The organism is Burkholderia sp. Ac-20379, from assembly GCF_017104645.1.
Lineage (GTDB): Bacteria > Pseudomonadota > Gammaproteobacteria > Burkholderiales > Burkholderiaceae > Burkholderia.
Genome location: NZ_JAAGPF010000137.1, coordinates 1 through 18,443 on the forward strand (window position 1 = coordinate 1; position 18,443 = coordinate 18,443).

13 protein-coding genes are annotated in these 18,443 nt (G+C 69.0%); 9 read left to right on the forward strand and 4 right to left on the reverse strand.

Annotated features, from left to right (window positions below):
- Both G3N92_RS18320 and G3N92_RS18325 read left to right on the forward strand, forming a co-directional pair.
- The coding region (locus G3N92_RS18320; protein ID WP_206128945.1) for a hypothetical protein at positions 1-690 on the forward strand (690 nt) is incomplete at its 5' end.
- Positions 691-937: 247 nt separating this feature from the next.
- On the forward strand, positions 938-4,069 hold the full coding sequence (locus G3N92_RS18325; protein WP_206128946.1) for a transglycosylase domain-containing protein: 3,132 nt from the start codon (positions 938-940) through the stop codon (positions 4,067-4,069).
- A gap of 85 nt (positions 4,070-4,154) precedes the next feature.
- On the opposite strand, the gene G3N92_RS18330 is transcribed toward G3N92_RS18325, so the two are convergent.
- Positions 4,155-5,834 carry a metallophosphoesterase family protein gene (locus G3N92_RS18330; protein ID WP_206128947.1) on the reverse strand — a complete coding sequence of 560 codons (1,680 nt, stop codon included), beginning with the start codon at positions 5,832-5,834 and terminating at the stop codon, positions 4,155-4,157.
- 260 nt (positions 5,835-6,094) lie between these two features.
- Entirely contained in the window at positions 6,095-6,946 is an 852-nt protein-coding gene (locus G3N92_RS18335; protein ID WP_206128956.1) for a CerR family C-terminal domain-containing protein, read from the reverse strand.
- A 91-nt stretch (positions 6,947-7,037) separates the two neighbouring features.
- On the opposite strand from G3N92_RS18335, the gene G3N92_RS18340 reads away from it, so the two are divergent.
- The 3 genes from G3N92_RS18340 to G3N92_RS18350 are packed head-to-tail and all read left to right on the forward strand — an operon-like array spanning position 7,038 to position 11,332.
- Positions 7,038-8,150, forward strand: a complete 1,113-nt coding sequence (locus G3N92_RS18340; protein ID WP_206128948.1) for an HlyD family secretion protein — start codon at positions 7,038-7,040, stop codon at positions 8,148-8,150.
- Positions 8,143-9,747, forward strand: a complete 1,605-nt coding sequence (locus tag G3N92_RS18345; RefSeq protein ID WP_206128949.1) for a DHA2 family efflux MFS transporter permease subunit — start codon at positions 8,143-8,145, stop codon at positions 9,745-9,747. Before G3N92_RS18340 ends, G3N92_RS18345 begins: the two co-directional genes overlap by 8 nt.
- A gap of 13 nt (positions 9,748-9,760) precedes the next feature.
- Positions 9,761-11,332: an efflux transporter outer membrane subunit gene (locus G3N92_RS18350; RefSeq protein WP_206128950.1), complete on the forward strand. Its 1,572-nt coding sequence runs from the start codon at positions 9,761-9,763 to the stop codon at positions 11,330-11,332.
- 30 nt (positions 11,333-11,362) lie between these two features.
- Here the strand turns inward: G3N92_RS18350 and G3N92_RS18355 are convergent, their stop codons facing one another.
- The gene (locus G3N92_RS18355) at positions 11,363-12,043 is read right to left on the reverse strand and encodes an FCD domain-containing protein (protein ID WP_206128951.1); all 681 of its coding nucleotides are present in this window, start codon (positions 12,041-12,043) and stop codon (positions 11,363-11,365) included.
- Between the two features lie 144 nt (positions 12,044-12,187).
- Here G3N92_RS18355 and dgoD point away from each other — a divergent pair, with 144 nt between their 5' ends.
- Complete coding sequence (gene dgoD / locus G3N92_RS18360) at positions 12,188-13,336, forward strand: galactonate dehydratase (RefSeq protein WP_206128952.1); 1,149 nt, start codon at positions 12,188-12,190, stop codon at positions 13,334-13,336.
- Positions 13,337-13,426: 90 nt separating this feature from the next.
- Here dgoD and G3N92_RS18365 read toward each other — a convergent pair whose 3' ends face one another.
- A complete protein-coding gene (locus G3N92_RS18365) occupies positions 13,427-14,365 on the reverse strand; it encodes a CopD family protein (protein ID WP_206128957.1) in 939 nt (312 codons plus the stop codon).
- A 525-nt stretch (positions 14,366-14,890) separates the two neighbouring features.
- On the opposite strand from G3N92_RS18365, the gene G3N92_RS18370 reads away from it, so the two are divergent.
- From G3N92_RS18370 to G3N92_RS18380, 3 genes are all read left to right on the forward strand, one after another.
- Positions 14,891-15,658, forward strand: coding sequence for a c-type cytochrome (locus G3N92_RS18370; RefSeq protein ID WP_206128953.1), 768 nt, complete (start codon positions 14,891-14,893; stop codon positions 15,656-15,658).
- 19 nt (positions 15,659-15,677) lie between these two features.
- Positions 15,678-16,988 carry a cytochrome c gene (locus G3N92_RS18375; protein ID WP_206128954.1) on the forward strand — a complete coding sequence of 437 codons (1,311 nt, stop codon included), beginning with the start codon at positions 15,678-15,680 and terminating at the stop codon, positions 16,986-16,988.
- Positions 16,989-17,120: 132 nt separating this feature from the next.
- Positions 17,121-18,443 (forward strand): DEAD/DEAH box helicase (locus G3N92_RS18380; protein WP_206128955.1); only part of this gene is annotated, 1,323 nt, incomplete at its 3' end.

An 18,443-nucleotide genomic window follows, 5' to 3' on the forward strand; every position in this document is an offset into this window, starting at 1 on the left:
GACGCGCCGCCGCCCGACCAGCTCACCGCGTTCCGCGCGCGCCGCTTCGGCGACCGCACGCGCCCGATCGACCTGCTGCCCGCCCCGATCGGCAGCCGCTCGGCCTTCCCCCAGCGCGACGACGGCCAGTGGCTGCCCGGCTATCTCGGCGCCTACGCGTGCTACCAGCGCATCTTCCTCGACACCGACGCGCGCGCCACTTCGGCGGCCGTCGTGTTCCGGCAGTTGTACGACGGCCTGCGCAGCGTGTGCGAGCAGCACATCGATATCGAATCGAACCTCGACGAAGCGTCGCCCGACATCGCCCCGCTCGACGATCTGCCCGAACACTTCAACGCGCAACGCCGCGCCGACGACACACTGTTCGTCGCGTTCCGCACCCGCGACGCCGATTGGGCCGGCTTCCGGCTCGGCCGCGACAGCTTCCGCTTTCCGCTCGACCGGCTGGCCGGCTTCTCGTTGAACGTCGGCATCCCCGCGCGCGGGCCGGGCGGCTACGAGATCGAGGCGATCTTCGACCGGCCGCATCGCGACACCGAGGCCGATTCGGAATGGCAACGCCACGGCAGCGCGTTCCAGCCGTCGCTGCCCTATGCGGACCGCCACTCGTTCGCGCTGCTGCAGGCGCTGACCCACATCGCGCAATTGTTCGACGTCCGGATCGTCTGCTCGACCTTCTCGGATTGCTGACGGCCGGCGGCCGCGCGCGCGGCGCTGGTCGGACGAAACGCCCCGCCGCGCGCGAAATCCGCCCCCAATTGGCCGCTCGCGCCACCCGCCAGACGCGCGCCCGCACGTCAAGTTCTCCATAACGATCGGGCGGTTGCATCGGCGTCACAGTCGCCGATTTTCTGCCTCACGCGGCGTGCCATTCAGGACTACACTGCATCCAGTGCGGCGCTCGGGGGTCGGACGATTTGCGCCGCGGGGAGATGCCATGAATCGGCCCGTGATCCGGATCCCGCTGCGCGCTTCCACACCCGTACCGGTGTGGAGACGCGTCAAATGGTTGCTCATTGCGGCCGTGCTGATTGCACTGGTCGTGGTGGTGCGGCTTTGCCAGATCGAATTCGCGACATCGCGCTGGCAGGCCCGCTATCTCTCCTCGGTTGCAAGCGACGTCGGCTACACGGTCGGCAACGGCCCGAGCGACAGCATCCGCTATCCGTTGAACGGCCCCTACGACACGCGCCTCGGCTACGCGCTGCTGCCCTCCATCGAGCAGCGGCTCGCGGCGCGCGGCTACGCCGTCGAGGCGCAGGCGCGCGGCTCCGAGCGGCTGCTGGCGCTGGCCGACCAGGGCCTGTTCCTGCCCTACGACGAGAAGGATCAGGCCGGCCTCACGCTGCGCGACGCCACCGGCGCGCCGATCTTCGACGCCACCTTCCCGCACCGCGTCTACCGCGATTTCGATGCGATCCCGCCGCTCGTGGTGCGCTCGCTGCTGTTCATCGAGGATCGCTACCTGCTCGACCCCGACGCGCCGAACCGCAACCCCGCGATCGACTGGCGGCGCTTCGGCCGCGCGCTGTCCGACCAGGCGCTGCGCCTCGTCAATCCGCATCAGGCCGCGCCGGGCGGCAGCACGCTCGCCACCCAGATCGAGAAATTCCGCCATTCGCCCGACGGCCGCACCGCCACGCCGCCCGAGAAACTCCGGCAGATCGCCTCGGCCTCGGTGCGCGCCTATCTCGACGGCCCGCAAACGCTGCCTGCCCGCCGCCAGATCGTGGTGCGCTATCTGAATTCCGTGCCGCTCGCCGCGCGCGCCCATGTGGGCGAAGTGACCGGCATCGGCGACGGCCTCGCCGCCTGGTACGGCCGCGATTTCACCGAGGTGAACCGCATTCTCTCGGCGCCGAGCACCGCGGCGAACCTGCCCGAGCAGGCCGCCACCTATCGCGAGGTGCTGTCGCTGCTGATCGCGCAGCGCGCGCCGTCGTTCTTCCTGAACCGCGGCTACGCCGACCTGCAGAAGCTGACCGACAGCTACCTGCGCCTGCTCGCCACCGAAGGCGCGATCACGCCGGCGCTGCGCGACGCGGCGCTCGCCGCGCAGATCGACAAGCACCCGCCGCCCGCGCTGCCCACCGCCGCCTCGTACGTCACGCGCAAGGCGATCACCTCCACGCGCTCGCGGCTGGTGGGCGCGCTCGGGCTGTCGAGCGTCTATCAGCTCGACCGGCTCGACCTCGACGCCACGGTCACGCTCGACAACGCCGTGCAGCAGGCGGTGGCCGACAAGCTCGCCGCCGTCACCACCCGCGACGGCGCACGCGACGCCGGCCTGATCGGCTTCCAGATGCTGCGGCCCGGCGACGATCCGTCGAAGATCTCCTACAGCTTCACGCTCTACGAACGCCAGGGCGACGCGAACCTGCTGCGCGTGCAGACCGACAGCGTCGATCAGCCGTTCGACGTCAATCGCGGCGCGCGCCTGAACCTCGGCTCCACGGCCAAGCTGCGCACGGTGGTGACCTACCTGCAGATCGTCTCGCAGTTGCACCGCGACTACGCCGATCAACCCGTCGAGGCGCTCAAGCGCGTGCAGCCCGATCCGCAGGACGCGCTGTCGCGCTGGGCGCTCGATTACCTGATCGCCGCGCGCGACCGTTCGCTGCCGGCCATGCTCGACGCGGCGCTCGATCGCAAGTATTCGGCCTCGGCCGGCGAGACGTTCTACACCGGCGGCGGCGCGCAGACCTTCACCAATTTCGACAAGAGCGAGAACGGCCAGATCCTGACGATCCGCCTCGCGTTCCGCAACTCGGTGAACCTGGTGTTCGTGCGGATGATGCGCGACATCGTCCGCTACGAAATGGTCAGGACGACTGGCGTTTCCGCGCAATGGCTGAACGACCCGGAACTGCGCGCGCACTATCTCGGGCAGTTCGTCGATCAGGAAAGCCGCGTGTACGTGAAGCGCTTCTATACGAAATACGCGGGCAAACCGCCCGACGACGCGCTCGCGCTGATGCTGAAGACGGTGCGCAAGACGCCGCCCAAGGTGGCCACCGTGCTGCGCAGCGTGGCGCCCGAAGCGCCGCGCCCGTGGTTCGACGCCGCCATGCGTGCGACGCTGAAGGGCACGCCGGCCGCGGGGCTGTCGGACGACGATCTCGGCGCGCTCTACGCGAAGTACGGCGCCGACCGCTTCAGCCTCAACGATCGCGGCTATATCGCGAGCGTGCATCCGCTCGCGCTCTGGACGCTGGCCTACCTGCGCGCGCATCCCGACGCGACGCTCGACACCGTGCAGACGGCCAGCCACGACGTGCGCATCGCGTCCTACGCGTGGCTCTACAAGACCAAATATCACGCCACCCAGGATCGCCGGATCCGCCGCATGGTCGAACTGCGCGCCTACGAGGCGATCGGCCGGTCGTGGCAGGCGCTCGGCTATCCGTTCGCGGCGCTCACGCCGTCGTACGCGGCCGCGATCGGCGCGTCGGGCGACCAGCCCGATTCGCTGGCGCGCCTGATCGGTCTGATCGGCAATCACGGCGCGCAGTTGCCGACCGAGAGCATCGTGCGGCTCGACTTCGCGAAGGACACGCCGTACGAAACGCGCTTCGTGCACGCGGGCACGCCGCCGCATCAGCTCGTCTCGCCCGAGATCGCCGCCGCCGTGCAGCCGATGCTGCGCGACGTGGTGGAGAACGGCACGGCCAAGCGGCTCGCGCAGGGCCTCGCGTTCCCCGACGGCAAGACGCTCGACGTCTACGGCAAGACCGGCACCGGCGATCAGCGCTTCAACGTGTACGCGCCCGGCGCGCGGCTGATCGAATCGCGCAAGGTGAACCGCAGCGCGACGTTCGTGTTCGGCATCGGCGACCGGTTCTTCGGGGTCCTGACGGCGAACGCGCACGAGCCGTATGCGGCGCGCTACGAATACACGAGCGCGCTGGCGGTGCAGTTGCTGAAATCGCTGGCGCCGGCGCTGCAGCCGCTGGTCGATACGCCGGCCGGAACGCGCGAAGCTGGCGCGAAAGCCGCGCAGCCGAAAACCGCGCAGCCGAAGGCGGCCGCCGCCGAAACCGCGACAGCGGCCACGGCGAAGCACGGCTGAAGCGCCCGAACCGGAGCCCGACAACGCACGCGGGGCGGCGATCCGTCATGGACCGTCGCCCCGCGTTGCCGTCAGCTTCGCCCGATCAGCCGCGACGCGGCTTGCTCAGCACGATCGTCTCGAACAGCACGTACTCGCTGCTCGGCGTGTCGCCGCCGGTGGCGTGGTAGTAGTTGACCGTGATCGACGTGTGCTTGCCCGCTTCGCCCGGTTCGTAGTCGAACACGGCGATCCCGTAGGCGTTGCCCGCATCGCGGCGCGCCGACCAGATCGCGTCCTCGCGCGCGTCGGGGCCGGGCCGCGCGAACACGCCGGCCGTCGCGCCCGGCGCGGGCCGGTTCGGCTTGGTGAACACCATCGCCTGCGGCAGGCCGGTGGCGGTGTCCTCGCCGTAGGTGTCGGTCGGCGCGCTGGTGCCGCCGCCGCCGAGGATCAGGTGGATCGTGCCGTGGCGCGTGTCGAACGTGCGATCTTCCGGGTCGGCCGTCACCACCGGTTGCGGTTGCAGCGTATCGACCACCGAGCCGGTCGACGCATCGACGCCCGCGTGATGGCGGCAGCCGCGCACCGGGAAGCTGCGCTCGTAATCGTGATCGTGGCCGCACAGCACCAGATCGACGCCGTAGCGGTCGAACAGCGGCAGCCACGCCTCGCGGATGCCCTTGTCCGAGCCGTTGCCCGACTTCGACGAGCTGAGCGCGTCCTGGTGCATCTGCACGACGATCCAGTCCACCGCTTCGTCGTGCGAGGCATGGCGCAGCGTGTCCTCGAGCCAGCGCGTCTGCTCGCCGCGGCTGTAGCCGCGCACGTAGAACGAGGTGCCCGGCTGGATCGGCTCGTTGCCGGTGCTCGGCGCCGGCACCAGCGGCGCGGGGCCGGCCACGAACGCGGCGGCGTCCTGGTACACCACGTCGTCGGCGTCGAGCGAGACGAACAGCACCGCGCCCACCCGGAAGCTGTACCAGCGGCCCGGGAAGCGCGTGCCGTTCTCGGGCAGCACGTAGCGCGCGAGATACGAGTCGTAGCCCTGCGGGCCGTTGTGGAACTCGATCTCGTGATTGCCGGGGCACGGCATCCACGGCCGGTTCGACGCCGACGTCTGGTTGTTGTTGCCGAAATCGCGCCACACGTCCGGCTGATGCGCCGGGTTCAGGTTCGCGTAGCAGAGATCGCCGTTGAGCAGGTGGAACAGCGGCTGGAAGCGCTCCACCGCCTGCACCGCGAAGCGGCTTTGCGGCGACGACAGCACCCAGCCCGTGTTCGGCGTGGCCAGATCGCCGTAGCTCGTCCAGCGAAACGGCGTGCGGCCGCGCGGCGCGGTCTGGAAGCTCGCCGAGAACGGATGCGCGGCGTTCGCGTCGTTGTCGGCCGTCACCTCGTAGCGGAACGTCGCGCCGGGGCGCAGCCCGTGCAGGCGCGCGTGATACGTGAACACCACGGCGCCGTTCAAGCCGTCGGTGTAGGTGCGCTGCACCGCGTGCACCGAGAACGGCCGGCCGTAGTCGCTCGACACGCGCACGCGCGGGTTCGCGGCCGGCGCGAGCGACGCCCACGACACGGTCACGTCGGACGACGGATCGTCGCCCCAGGTCAGGTGGATCTGTTCGGGCGTGCCGTCGGGCGTGGACGCCGCCGCGGCGCGCGTGGCGCCCAGGCCGCTCGCGGTCGCGAGGCCGGACACGCCGGCCAGTTTCAGGAAGCCGCGGCGCGAGACCGGCGCATGCTGGCCGGCCTGATTCGTTTCGGGTTGATTCGGGTTCGACATCGGTTCGCTCCGATCTTATGGTTCGCGACGGGGGGCACGCGGCGACGCGCATGCCATGCGCAGTCGCCGTCTCGGATCGCGACGATAGACCGGCAACCGTGACAGGCGCATGTCATCGCCCGCGGGCGAAACCTTTCCGAAAGACAGCACGGTAAGGGGCCGGCGATGATCAGGATTACCGAGGGTTTTGCCGGTAATTCCGGCGCGGTTCGGCGGGCAAGCGAACCGACGCGCCGGCCGGCGCCGGCGCGGGGCGACACTCAGCGCGAGGAGGCTTTGCCGGCGGCGGCGGTGCGGCTGCGCTTGCCAGCGACGGGACGCGCGGCGGCAGCGGGTTTCGGCGACTGCGCGGGCGAAGCGGCCGGCTTCGCCACCCGCTTCGAGGCGGACTTCGGCGCGGGCCTCGCAGCCGCGTTTTCCGCATGCCACATCCGAAGCAATTGCCGGGTTTGCGAATAAACGGTGGACTTCAGCAGCGCGCCGTTCTCGCCGGTGAACGCATCCCAGCCGAGCAGCGACAGCGCCGAGCGCGGCGCCATGTGGAACACGGTCAGTTGCCCGAGCAGGCTGAACGCGCGCAATTGCGTGAGCGGCTGCTTCGGATCGGCGCCCGAGATGCGCCCGACCAGTTCGGCGCAGATCGTGTTCACGGGCCGCCGCACGCGCTCCATCAGCATCTCGCTGGCGAAGGCCGGCTCGAGGCCGGCCTGCTCGCGCGCGAAGAACATGCGCTGGTGCACGGTTTTCGGCGTGTCGAACATCTTCGACGAAATCACCTGCATGATGCCGATATACGCGTCGATCAGCGTGTCGACGTCGGCATCCTCGGCGAGCATCGCGCGCGCGTGCTCGATGGCCGGGCCGAACGATTCGCTCGCGTGATCGCCGATCGCCTCGATGCAGGCGCGCAGCACGCCTTCCTTGTTCTCGAAGTAATACTGCAGCGCGGGCGCGTTCACGCCCGCGCGCGCGGCGATGTCCCGCGTCGATGCCCCGGCGAAGCCGCGCTCGCCGAACAGCTCGATGGCGGCCTCGATGATCCGCCCGCGTGTTTCGTCGCCCCGCGCATAACCCGATGCCGACGTGCGACGCAGCTTCTTCGCTTCCGTCATAGACCCCTCACTTTCGTACTGGCGACATTCTACTTGACACAAATTTCCCAAGTGGAATAATTCTTCCGCTCGGAATAATTTGGATACCCGAATGTCGTCGACCCCTCAAGAACCGCCGAAAGGCAATCGTCAGGAACCCGTAGCATCCGCCGCGAAGCGCCCATCGCGCCGGATCGTCCTGATCGTGATCGCCGTGGCCGCGCTGATCGGCGGAGCCATCTGGCTCGTCCATTGGTGGACCGTCGGCCGCTTCATCGAATACACCAACGACGCCTATCTGCAGGCGGACAGCATGACGGCCGCACCGAAGGTGTCCGGCTACATCACCGATGTTTACGTGCGCGACAACCAGACGGTGAAGGCCGGCGATCCGCTCGTGAAGCTCGACACGCGCCAGTACCAGGTGTCGCTGCAGAACTCGCAGGCCACCGTCGATTCCCGCCGCGCCGACATCGCGCGCGCCCAGGCCGACATCGGCCAGCAGCGCGCCAACCTCGAGCAGGCGCAGGCGCAGGCTCAGGTGTCGAGCATCAACCTGCGCCACGCGAGCGAGGAATACGCGCGCTACGCGCCGCTCGCGGCCACCGGCGCGGAAACGCACGAACGCATCGCCGATCTGAAGAACACGCGCGATCAGGCGCAGGCCACGCTCGCCGCGAACAACGCGTCGATCGCCGCGGCCCGCACGCAGATCGCCTCGAGCACGGCGCAGTTGCAGCAGGCGCAGGCCCAGCTCGAGGCCGCGCAGGCCAGCGCCGCGCAGTCGCAGCTCGATCTCGACAACACCGTGGTGCGCAGCACGCTCGACGGCCGCGTCGGCGATCGCACCGCGCGCGTCGGCCAGTACGTGCAGCCCGGCACGCGCCTGATGACGGTGGTGCCGGTGCAGGATCTCTACCTGGTGGCGAACTTCAAGGAAACCCAGGTCGGCCGCATGCGCGTGGGCCAGCCGGTCACGCTCAGCGTCGACGCGCTGCCGGGCAAGGAACTGCACGGCACGGTGGAAAGCTTCTCGCCGGGCACCGGTTCGCAGTTCGCGCTGCTGCCGGCGGACAACGCCACCGGCAACTTCACGAAGATCGTGCAGCGCGTGCCGGTGCGCATCCACGTGCAGACCGACGACGACACACGCCGCGTGCTGCTGCCGGGCCTGTCGGTGGACGTGAACGTCGATACGCGCGACGACGGGCAGCACCATGGCTGAAGCCGTCACGCCGCCCGCAGGTTCGCCGGCGCCGCACGCCGAGGAACGCGCCAGCGTCACCGACTGGATCGCGGTGGCCGCCGGCTCGCTCGGCGCGCTGATGGCCACGCTCGACATCTCGATCACCAACTCGGCGCTGCCGCAGATCCAGGGCGAAATCGGCGCCACCGGCACCGAAGGCACCTGGATCTCCACCGGCTACCTGATGTCGGAAATCGTCATGATTCCGCTCGCCGCGTGGCTCACGCGCGTGTTCGGACTGCGAAACTTCCTGCTGGTGTCGGCGGTGCTGTTCATCGCGTTCTCGATGATGTGCGGCTGGTCGAACACGCTCGCGCTGATGATCGTCGGCCGGATCGGCCAGGGCTTCACGGGCGGCGCGATGATCCCCACCGCGCAAACCATCATCCGCACCCGGCTGCCCGTCTCGCAACTGCCGGTGGGCATGACGCTGTTCGGCCTGATCGTGCTGCTCGGGCCGCTGTTCGGGCCGGTGCTCGGCGGCTGGCTCGCCGAGAACGTGAGCTGGAGCTGGTGCTTCTTCATCAACCTGCCCGTCTGCCTGATCCTGATCGCGCTGCTGGTGCTCGGCCTGCCGTCCGACAAGCCGCAGTGGCCGCAGTTCTTCAGCGCCGACTGGGTCGGCATCGCCGGGCTGTCGATCGGGCTGTCGTCGCTGACGGTGGTGCTCGAGGAAGGCCAGCGCGAGCGCTGGTTCGAATCGAGCATGATTGTTTCGCTGAGCTGGGTGACGTTCGTGGGCTTCGTGCTGATCGCGGTCTCGCAGTTCACGGCGAAGCGGCCGATGCTGCGGCTTTCGCTGATGCGCAACCCGCGCTACGCCAGCGTGATCGTGATCGTGGCCGCCGTGGGTGCGGGCCTGTACGGCATTTCGTACCTGCTGCCGCAGTTCCTCGCGATCGTCTCGGGCTACAACGCCGAGCAGGCGGGCGAGATCATGCTGCTGTCGGGCCTGCCCGCGTTCCTGATGATGCCGATCCTGCCCAAGCTGCTCGGCAAGGTCGATTACCGCGTGCTCGTGATCACCGGGCTGCTGCTGTTCTTCCTCAGCTGCATGCTCGACATCTCGCTGACGGCGCAAAGCGTCGGCCACGATTTCGTCTGGTCGCAGCTGATCCGGGGCGTCGCGCAAATGCTTGCGATGATGCCGCTGAACCAGGCCTCGATGGCCGCCGTCTCGCGCGAGGAATCGGGCGACGCGGCCGGGCTCTACAACATGGCCCGCAACCTCGGCGGCTCGATCGGCCTGGCGATCATCGGCACCATCATCGACCGCCGCACCACCTATCACACGGCCGTGATCCGCGAATCGGTCAGCAACAACTCGCTGATCGGCCAGGATCGCATTTCGCAGTACGCAGCGAACTGGTTCTCGTACACGGGCGACATGGCCTACTCGAAGATGCGCGCGCTCGGGCAACTGGCGCAGCAGATCAACGTGCAGGCCACCGTGATGACCTATTCGGAAACCTTCTACCTGCTCGGACTCGCGCTGATCGCCTGCGTGCCGCTCGCGCTGCTGTTGCGCACGCCGCCGCGCCGGGGCGCACCGCCGCCCAGCTCGTCCGGCCACTGAACCGATTGATTCGATGACGTCCTTCTCCTTGCCCCGCCGCCCCGCCCTGACGCTGATCGCCGCCGCGAGCCTGCTCGCCGGCTGCACGGTCGGGCCGAACTACCACGGCGCGCCGGCCGCGCCGAGCGCCGCCACCTTCGTGCGCGCGCCGCAAGCCGGCGTGGCCGCCAACGCGCCCACGCCGAGCGCGTGGTGGGAAACGCTCGGCGATCCTCAGCTTAACGAACTGATCGCCGCGGCGCTGGCCCACAATCCCGATCTGCACGCCGCGCAGGCGCGCCTGCGCGAAGCGCGCGCCCAACTGAGCCAGCAGCGCGCCAACGCGCTGCCGAAAAGCACGGCCGATCTCGCCGCGATCCGCACCCGCGCGCCCGACATGAACGCGCTGTCGGCGCTGACGGGTTCGAACAATTCGAGCAACGGCTCGGGCAGTTCCAGCAGCTCGACGGCCGGCAGCGGCCCGATCCAGCTCTATTCGGCCAGCTTCGACGCAACCTGGGAAATCGACCTGTTCGGCGGCACGCGGCGCGCGATCGAAGCCGCCTCGGCGCAGGCCGAAGCGGTCACGGCCGATCTGGCCGACACGCAGGTGTCGATCGCGGCCGAAGTGGCCAATGCGTATATCGACTTGCGCGATCAGCAACAGCGCCTCGCGCTGTCGCACCGCACGGCCGATCTGCAGCAGCGCCAGCTCGATCTGACGCTGCAACGCCGGTCGCGCGGCGTGGCGGCCGACGCCGACGTGGAGCGTCTGACCACCCAGGTGGAAAACACGCGCGCCACGCTGATCCCGCTCGATGCGCAGGTGACCGAATCGCTCGACCGGCTCGCGATCCTGACCGGCCGCGCGCCGGGCGCGCTCGACGCGCAACTGGCCAGCGACACGGCCACGCTGCCCGTGCTGCCCGCCTCGGTGCCGATCGGCGATCCGGCCGCGCTGCTCAAGCAGCGCCCCGACGTGCGCGCGGCCGAACGCCGGCTCGCGTCGAGCAACGCGCAGATCGGCGAGCACATCGCCGATTACTTCCCGAAGGTCACGCTGCTCGGCGACATCGGCTTCAGCGCCGGCAATCCGGGCCACCTGTTCCGCAAGCAGAACTATTCGTGGGTCGGCGCGCCGTACCTGCAATGGAACATCTTCGATTTCGGCCGCACGCGCGGCGCAGTGCGCGCGGCGGAAGCCTCGCGCGACGAGGCCGAGGCGAACTACACGAAATCGGTGCTCGGCGCGCTGCAGGACGCGAACACGGCGCTGTCGCGCTACGGCCATCAGCGCGATCACGTCGTCACGCTGACCAAGGTGGAAACCTCGGCCACGCATTCGGCCACGTTGATGGATCAGCGCTACCGCGCCGGCGTGTCGTCGATGATCGATCTGCTCGATACGCAGCGCGAATCGCTGTCGGCGCAGCAGAACGTGATTTCGGGGCAGGCCGAGCTGATCAAGGATTACGTGTCGCTGCAGAAGAGCCTGGGCTTGGGCTGGCAGACCGATGCGGGCGCCGGTGTGCAGCCGGCCAGCGCGGCCCATGCTGCCGATGCGAACGATGCGGCCAAGCCCGCCGACGCGAAACCGGCAAGCTGATCCCGGCCCCAAGCCAGCCGCCGCGTGCGGCTAGCGCTCGATCCGCTCGCGCGTGGTGCCGAGCAGCGCCGCCATCGCGTCGCGCGCGGCGCCCGCATCGCGCGCGCGGATCGCGTCCACCACGCGGGTGTGTTCGGCCAACGAGGCATTGAACACGTCGGCGCGCTTCGCGTTCAGATGCAGTTGCGCCTCCAGCGTGCGCGCGATCAGCGCGCCGAGCGGCATCAGCAATTCGTTGCCGCCGGCGGCCAGCACGCCCAGGTGAAAGCGCAGATCGGCCCGCACCCATTCGTCCACCTGCCGCGCCGCGCACATCGCCGCGTGCGCCTGCTCGATCGCCGCGAACGTGGCCGGCGTCTGCGCGCGCGCGGCCAGCCCCGCCGCGTACGGCTCCACCATCTCCCGCATTTCCTGCAGCTTCATCGCGAACGCCAGCGGCGGCGCGACCTGCGAATACCAGTCGAGCAATTCCGCGTCGAGCAGGTTCCAGGCCCCGCGCGGGCGCACGCGCGTGCCGACCTTGGGCCGCGATTCGATCAGGCCCTTCGAGGTCAGCGTGCGCAGCGCCTCGCGCAGCACCGTGCGGCTCACGCCGAACGCCAGCATCAGCTCCGCCTCGCGCGGCAGGATCGAATCCTCGGCGTAATCGCCGCGCAGGATCGCCGTGGCCAGCGTGTAGGCGGTTTGTCCATGCAGATCGCGTTGAATCACGTTTCTCCCGGTCGGCGCGGCTCCGGATAGCGGGGCCGCATCACTATGTGCGCAATAGTGCTATTAATACTACTTTTCGACGACATCGTGTAGGATCGTCGCCATCGACGCTGCCACGACGCGTCCACCTCACGGAGACACCCCATGAAGATCACCCGCCTCGAAACGTTCGTCGTCCCGCCGCGCTGGCTGTTCCTGAAGATCGAGACCAACGAGGGCATCGTCGGCTGGGGCGAGCCGATCGTCGAGGGGCGCGCACACACGGTGGAGGCGGCGGTGCAAGAGCTGTCCGATTACCTGATCGGCAAGGATCCGCTGCTGATCGAGGATCACTGGCAGGTCATGTATCGCGCCGGATTCTATCGCGGCGGCCCGGTCACGATGAGCGCGATCGCGGGTGTCGACCAGGCGCTGTGGGACATCAAGGGCAAGTACCACAACGCGCCCGTGCACGCGCTGCTCGGCGGCCAGGTGCGCGACCGCATCAAGGTCTATTCGTGGATCGGCGGCGACCGCCCGAGCGACGTCGCGAACAACGCAAAGGCGGTGGTCGATCGCGGCTTCAAGGCCGTCAAGATGAACGGCTCGGAAGAACTGCAGATCGTCGACACCTACGACAAGGTCGAGAAGGTGATCGCCAACGTGGCGGCCGTGCGCGAGGCGGTGGGGCCGCATGTGGGCATCGGCGTGGATTTCCATGGTCGCGTGCACAAGCCGATGGCCAAGGTGCTGGCCAAGGAGCTCGACCCGTACCGCCTGATGTTCATCGAGGAGCCGGTGCTGTCGGAGAACGCCGAGGCGCTGCGCGACATCGTCAACCAGACGGACACGCCGATCGCGCTCGGCGAGCGGCTCTATTCGCGCTGGGATTTCAAGCATGTGATCGCGGGCGGCTACGTGGACATCATCCAGCCCGACGCGTCGCATGCGGGCGGCATCACCGAGTGCCGCAAGATCGCGTCGCTGGCCGAGGCCTACGACGTGGCGCTCGCGCTGCACTGCCCGCTCGGCCCGATCGCGCTGGCCGCGTGCCTGCAGCTCGACGCGGTCAGCTACAACGCGTTCATCCAGGAACAGAGCCTCGGCATTCACTACAACCAGGGCAACGACCTGCTCGATTACATTCGCAATCCTGAAGTGTTCCGCTACGAGGACGGCTTCGTGTCGATTCCGCAAGGGCCGGGCCTGGGCATCGACGTCAACGAGGAGAAGGTGCGCGAGATGGCGAAGGTCGGCCACCGCTGGCGCAACCCGGTGTGGCGCCACGCGGACGGCAGCGTGGCCGAGTGGTGATCTAACGTGTGATCTGACGCGCGGCGGCGGCCGGGGCGAGGCGGTGCCGGCACCGCTCGCCGCGCCATCGGCCGCGCCGGTTCGCGCGCCTTACTGAACGATCGCGGCCGCGCCGGGCACGCTGAATGCGAGCACCGCTGCTGCAACGAACACGCCGATCATCACGATCGATTCGAGATTCAGCACGTTGGCGAACGTGTGCGCATCCTCCGTGGCCGCCGTGCGGCGCAGGCGCGGCAGCGCCGAGAAGCGGTTCAAGCCGCCCAGCACCAGCGCGAGCGCCACCAGCGCCAGCTTCAGCAGCAGCACGTGGCCCCAGGTGCTCGCGTCGAGCACGGCCAGGTCGCCGCCCGTGCCGCGATAGCCGTTGAACGCGCCGGTCGCCAGCACCAGCACCACCGCCACCATCGACAGCCGCGACACGCGCAGCGCCACGCGGATCAGCACGCCGCGCGCGATCGACGCGCCGAGCGCCGGCACCACCACCATCCCGCCCGCCAGCACGATGCCGCCCCACACCGCCGTGGACAGCAAGTGCAGCATCTGCACGCCGACCGCCGGCGAGAACGGGCCCGCGTCGGCCGCGTGACCGATCGAGGCGTTGCCCGCCTCCACCACCAGCACCGCGAGCCACAGCAGCGCATCGCCCGCCACGCCGCCGGGCCGCAGCGCGGCCAGCACCAGCAGCGCGAGCGCGCCGCCGAACAGCAACGCCCAGGCGTGGCCGACGTGCGTCATCCGCAGCACGGTGCCGAGCGCACCGAACGCGCCGCCCAGCCCGGCGCCGCTCATCGACGCCGCTTCATAGACGATCCAGCCCGCCTCCGCCAGCACGAACACCAGCGCGGCCGCCGTCAGCGAGCGGCGCGCGCGCCGCCACGCCAGATGCGCGGGCGACACCTTGGCGCTCGCGCCTTCGGCGGCGAGCCACGCGCCGAACAGCAGCGAACCCACCGCCACCGCGAACGCGATCTGCGCGAGCGAGGCCATCGCGACCTGACCGAGCCAGAGGCTGTCGATTTTCGGCATCATCGCGCGCCGCCTTGCGCCGTCATGGCGCGCCGCGGCAACCGGCCGGCGGCGATGGGAAACGGCGACGGCGGCGAGAAACGGCAAGCGATGCGGCAAGCGGCGCGGCAATCGTCTGACGCGAGAAGCGGCGGGGACATCGGGGGGATCGAGGACATCGGCAAGTGAGGTGGGGGTTCGTCGGTGTTTCGGAGTGAGAACGATCTTGCGACACGGCGCAAAACGGCCTACAACGCCGTAAGGGTACCCGGCCGTGCGCGAGCAGCGAGTGTACGGCCTTCGACGGAAACCAGGCACGCGGGTTCACCAAAAAAGCGTAGGATTCCCGCATGCGCCGCCGCGTTTTCGCCGCGGCCGAGGCTTGCCGAATGCCCTGCATCGAGGCCCGTTTCGCGGTTCGCCGCGGCCCGGGGCCGGTGCCAAACTTCGCAACGCAGCCGCCAGGAGACAACCAAGGGCTGCCGAAACACGTGTAGTCAAAGCCCGAGCCGACACGAGCCGGCCAGGTCCCCGACGAATAAAAAATTGGAGCCTCGCGTGTCTTCAATACGTGTATTCCGCCCCCTGCTCGCCGCGCTGTGGATCGGCGCCGCGTGCCTGCCGGCCGCCTCGCGGGCTCAGGCGCCCGCCTCCGGGGCCGCATCGAACGCGTCTCCCGCTCCGCTCAAGGCGCCCGACACGATGGCCGAACGCGTGCGCGGCTGCACCGCCTGCCATGGCGTGCACGGCCAGGGCACCGCCAACGATTATTTCCCGCGCCTCGCCGGCAAGCCCGCCGAGTATCTGTACAACCAGCTGATGAATTTCCGCGACGGGCGGCGCAAGTATCCGCCGATGAACTACCTGCTCACGTATCTCGGCGACGATTATCTGCACGAGATCGCCGTCCACTTCTCGAACGAACATCCGCCCTACCCGCCGCCCACGCCGCCGACCGTGTCGGCCGAGGTGGTCGCGCGCGGCCAGGCGCTCGCCACGCGCGGCGATCCGGCACGCCAGATTCCCGCCTGCATCGCCTGCCACGGCGCGCAGCTGACCGGCATGCAGCCGGCCATTCCGGGCCTGGTCGGCCTGCACAGCGATTACCTGAGCGCGCAGATCGGCGCCTGGCGCTCCGGCAACCGGCGCGCCAAGGCGCCCGATTGCATGCACGCGATCGCCGCGCGCCTGACCGACGAGGACGTGACCGCCGTGACCGCGTGGCTCGCCGCGCAGCCGGCGCCGGCCAACCCGGTGCCCGCGCCGGCCGGCTCGTCGAAGCTGCCGCTCGCCTGCGGCAGCGAACCGCAATGAGAACCAGGAGACAGACGCCATGAAACGCCAGTCCCTGTATGCCTGCTCCGCCCTCGTGCTGGCCGCGGCCGCGACGCTCGGCTCCGCGCTCTGGCCCGGCGTCGCGCGCTGGTCCAACGAACTCGCCCACGCCGCGCCGCCGGCCGCCGCGGCCGGCGGCAACGCGGCGCTCGTGAAGAAGGGCGAATACCTGTCGCGGATCGGCGACTGCGTGGCCTGCCACACCGTGCGCGGCGGCCAGCCGTTCGCGGGCGGCCTGCCGATGGCCACGCCGTTCGGCACGCTCTACACGCCGAACATCACGCCCGATGCGCAATACGGCATCGGCAAGTGGAGCGCCGACGAGTTCTACCGCGCCATGCATGCGGGCCGCTCGAAGGACGGTAGCCTGCTCTACCCCGGCTTCCCGTTCACGAGCTACACGAAGGTGACGCGCGCCGATTCCGACGCGATCTACGCCTACCTGCGCTCGGTCGCGCCGGTGCACGTGGAAAGCCGCGCGCACGAGCTGAAATTCCCGTTCAACAACCGCAACCTGCTGATCGGCTGGCGCACGCTGTTCTTCAAGGAAGGCGATTTCAAGCCCGATCCGACCAAGTCGGTGGAATGGAATCGCGGCGCCTATCTGGTGGAAGGGCTCGGGCACTGCAGCATGTGCCACACGTCGATCAACCTGATGGGCGCGCCGCGCAGCTCGTCGGCGTTCGCGGGCGGCCTGATCCCGATGCAGAACTGGTACGCGCCGTCGCTGACCAACGACACCGAATTCGGCCTCGGCGACTGGCACGTGCAGGAACTGACCGATCTGCTGCAGGCCGGCGTGTCGAATCGCGGCGCGGTATTCGGGCCGATGGCGGACGTGGTCCACAACAGCCTCCAATACCTGAGCGACGACGACGCGCGCGCGATGTCGGTGTATCTGAAGTCGATTCCGCAGAAGGGCGAGGCGCCCACCAACCTGCAATACGAAACCTCGCAACAGTTCGGCAATCAGCTGCTCGAACAGGGCCGGAAGATCTATGCGGACAACTGCGCGACGTGCCACGGACCGGTCGGACAGGGCAAGCCGCCGGCCTATCCGCCGCTCGCGCAGAACCATTCGATTATGATGGAGTCTGCAGTGAACCCGATCCGGATGGTGCTGAACGGCGGATACCCGCCCAGCACGTTCCGGAATCCGCGTCCTTACGGGATGCCTCCGTTCGCACAAGCCCTGTCGAATCAAGAAGTTGCCGCCGTCGTGTCGTATATCCGATCGGCCTGGGGCAACAAGGGTTCGCCGATTTCGCCGCAACAAGTGAGCGATCTGCGTTCGGCGCCGCTCGACTGACGGACGGTTCATGAACACGGGGGCGTGGCCGCGCGACACCGCGGCCACGCCCTTTTTGCTTTTTTTGTCTGACGATGCCCCGTGGCGCCAGCCGGCGCGGCGGCGGCGTCTTTCCGAACCCCAAGAGAGTTTATGTCTTTTGCTTCCCTCGGCCTCGCCGAACCCCTGGTGCGAGCCGTCAACGAACTCGGCTACAACGAGCCGACTCCGATTCAGTCGCAGGCGATTCCCGCCGTGCTCGGCGGCGGCGACCTGCTGGCCGGCGCGCAAACCGGCACCGGCAAGACCGCCGGCTTCACGCTGCCGATCCTGCAGCGCCTCCACGAAATGCAGGCCGCACAGGCCGGCGCGAAGCGCCCGGTGCGCGCGCTGATCCTCACGCCCACGCGCGAGCTGGCCGCCCAGGTCGAGGAAAGCGTGCGCGCCTACGGCAAATACCTGAAGCTGCGCTCCACCGTGATGTTCGGCGGCGTCAGCATCAATCCGCAGATCGATGCGCTCAAGCGCGGCGTCGATATCGTGGTGGCCACGCCGGGCCGCCTGCTCGACCACATGCAGCAGAAGACGATCGACGTGTCGCAGCTCGACATCCTCGTGCTCGACGAAGCCGACCGCATGCTCGACATGGGCTTCATCCACGACATCAAGCGCGTGCTGGCCAAGCTGCCGGCCAAGCGCCAGAACCTGCTGTTCTCGGCCACGTTCTCCGACGAGATCAAGGCGCTCGCCGACAGCCTGCTCGATTCGCCGGCGCTGATCGAGGTCGCGCGCCGCAACACCACGGCCGAATCGATCGCGCAGAAGATCTACCCGGTGGATCGCGACCGCAAGCGCGAGCTGCTCACGCACCTGATCCGCGAGCACAACTGGTTCCAGGTGCTGGTGTTCACGCGCACCAAGCACGGCGCGAACCGCCTGGCCGAGCAACTGACGAAGGACGGCATCAGCGCGCTGGCGATTCACGGCAACAAGAGCCAGTCGGCCCGCACGCGCGCGCTGACCGAGTTCAAGGCGAGCACGCTGCAGGTGCTGGTGGCCACCGACATCGCCGCGCGCGGCATCGACATCGATCAACTGCCGCACGTCGTCAACTACGAGCTGCCGAACGTGCCGGAAGATTACGTGCACCGTATCGGCCGCACGGGCCGCGCCGGTGCGACGGGCGAGGCGGTGTCGCTGGTGTGCGTCGACGAGAAGCAACTGCTGCGCGACATCGAACGCCTGATCAAGCGCGAGATTCCGCAGGAAGTGATCGCAGGCTTCGAACCCGATCCGAACGCGAAGCCGGAGCCGATCCAGCGTCGCGGTCAGCAGCCGCAACGCGGTGGCGGCGGTGGTGGCGGCGGCGGCGGCGGGAATCGTCAGCCGCAAGGCAACGGCCAGGGCCGTGCGCAAACGGCGCGTGGCGGCCAGCCCGCCGCGGCGAAGCCGGCAGGCAGCAAGCCGGCCGCGAAG

Excerpts from the sequence above, each read along its gene's own strand:
- G3N92_RS18375 (WP_206128954.1), top strand. The coding sequence starts at position 15,678 with ATGAAACGCCAGTCCCTGTATGCCTGCTCCGCCCTCGTGCTGGCCGCG.
- G3N92_RS18325 (WP_206128946.1), top strand. The coding sequence starts at position 938 with ATGAATCGGCCCGTGATCCGGATCCCGCTGCGCGCTTCCACACCCGTA.
- G3N92_RS18365 (WP_206128957.1), bottom strand. The coding sequence starts at position 14,365 with ATGCCGAAAATCGACAGCCTCTGGCTCGGTCAGGTCGCGATGGCCTCG.
- G3N92_RS18335 (WP_206128956.1), bottom strand. The coding sequence starts at position 6,946 with ATGACGGAAGCGAAGAAGCTGCGTCGCACGTCGGCATCGGGTTATGCG.
- G3N92_RS18330 (WP_206128947.1), bottom strand. The coding sequence starts at position 5,834 with ATGTCGAACCCGAATCAACCCGAAACGAATCAGGCCGGCCAGCATGCG.
- G3N92_RS18350 (WP_206128950.1), top strand. The coding sequence starts at position 9,761 with ATGACGTCCTTCTCCTTGCCCCGCCGCCCCGCCCTGACGCTGATCGCC.
- G3N92_RS18345 (WP_206128949.1), top strand. The coding sequence starts at position 8,143 with ATGGCTGAAGCCGTCACGCCGCCCGCAGGTTCGCCGGCGCCGCACGCC.
- G3N92_RS18340 (WP_206128948.1), top strand. The coding sequence starts at position 7,038 with ATGTCGTCGACCCCTCAAGAACCGCCGAAAGGCAATCGTCAGGAACCC.
- dgoD (WP_206128952.1), top strand. The coding sequence starts at position 12,188 with ATGAAGATCACCCGCCTCGAAACGTTCGTCGTCCCGCCGCGCTGGCTG.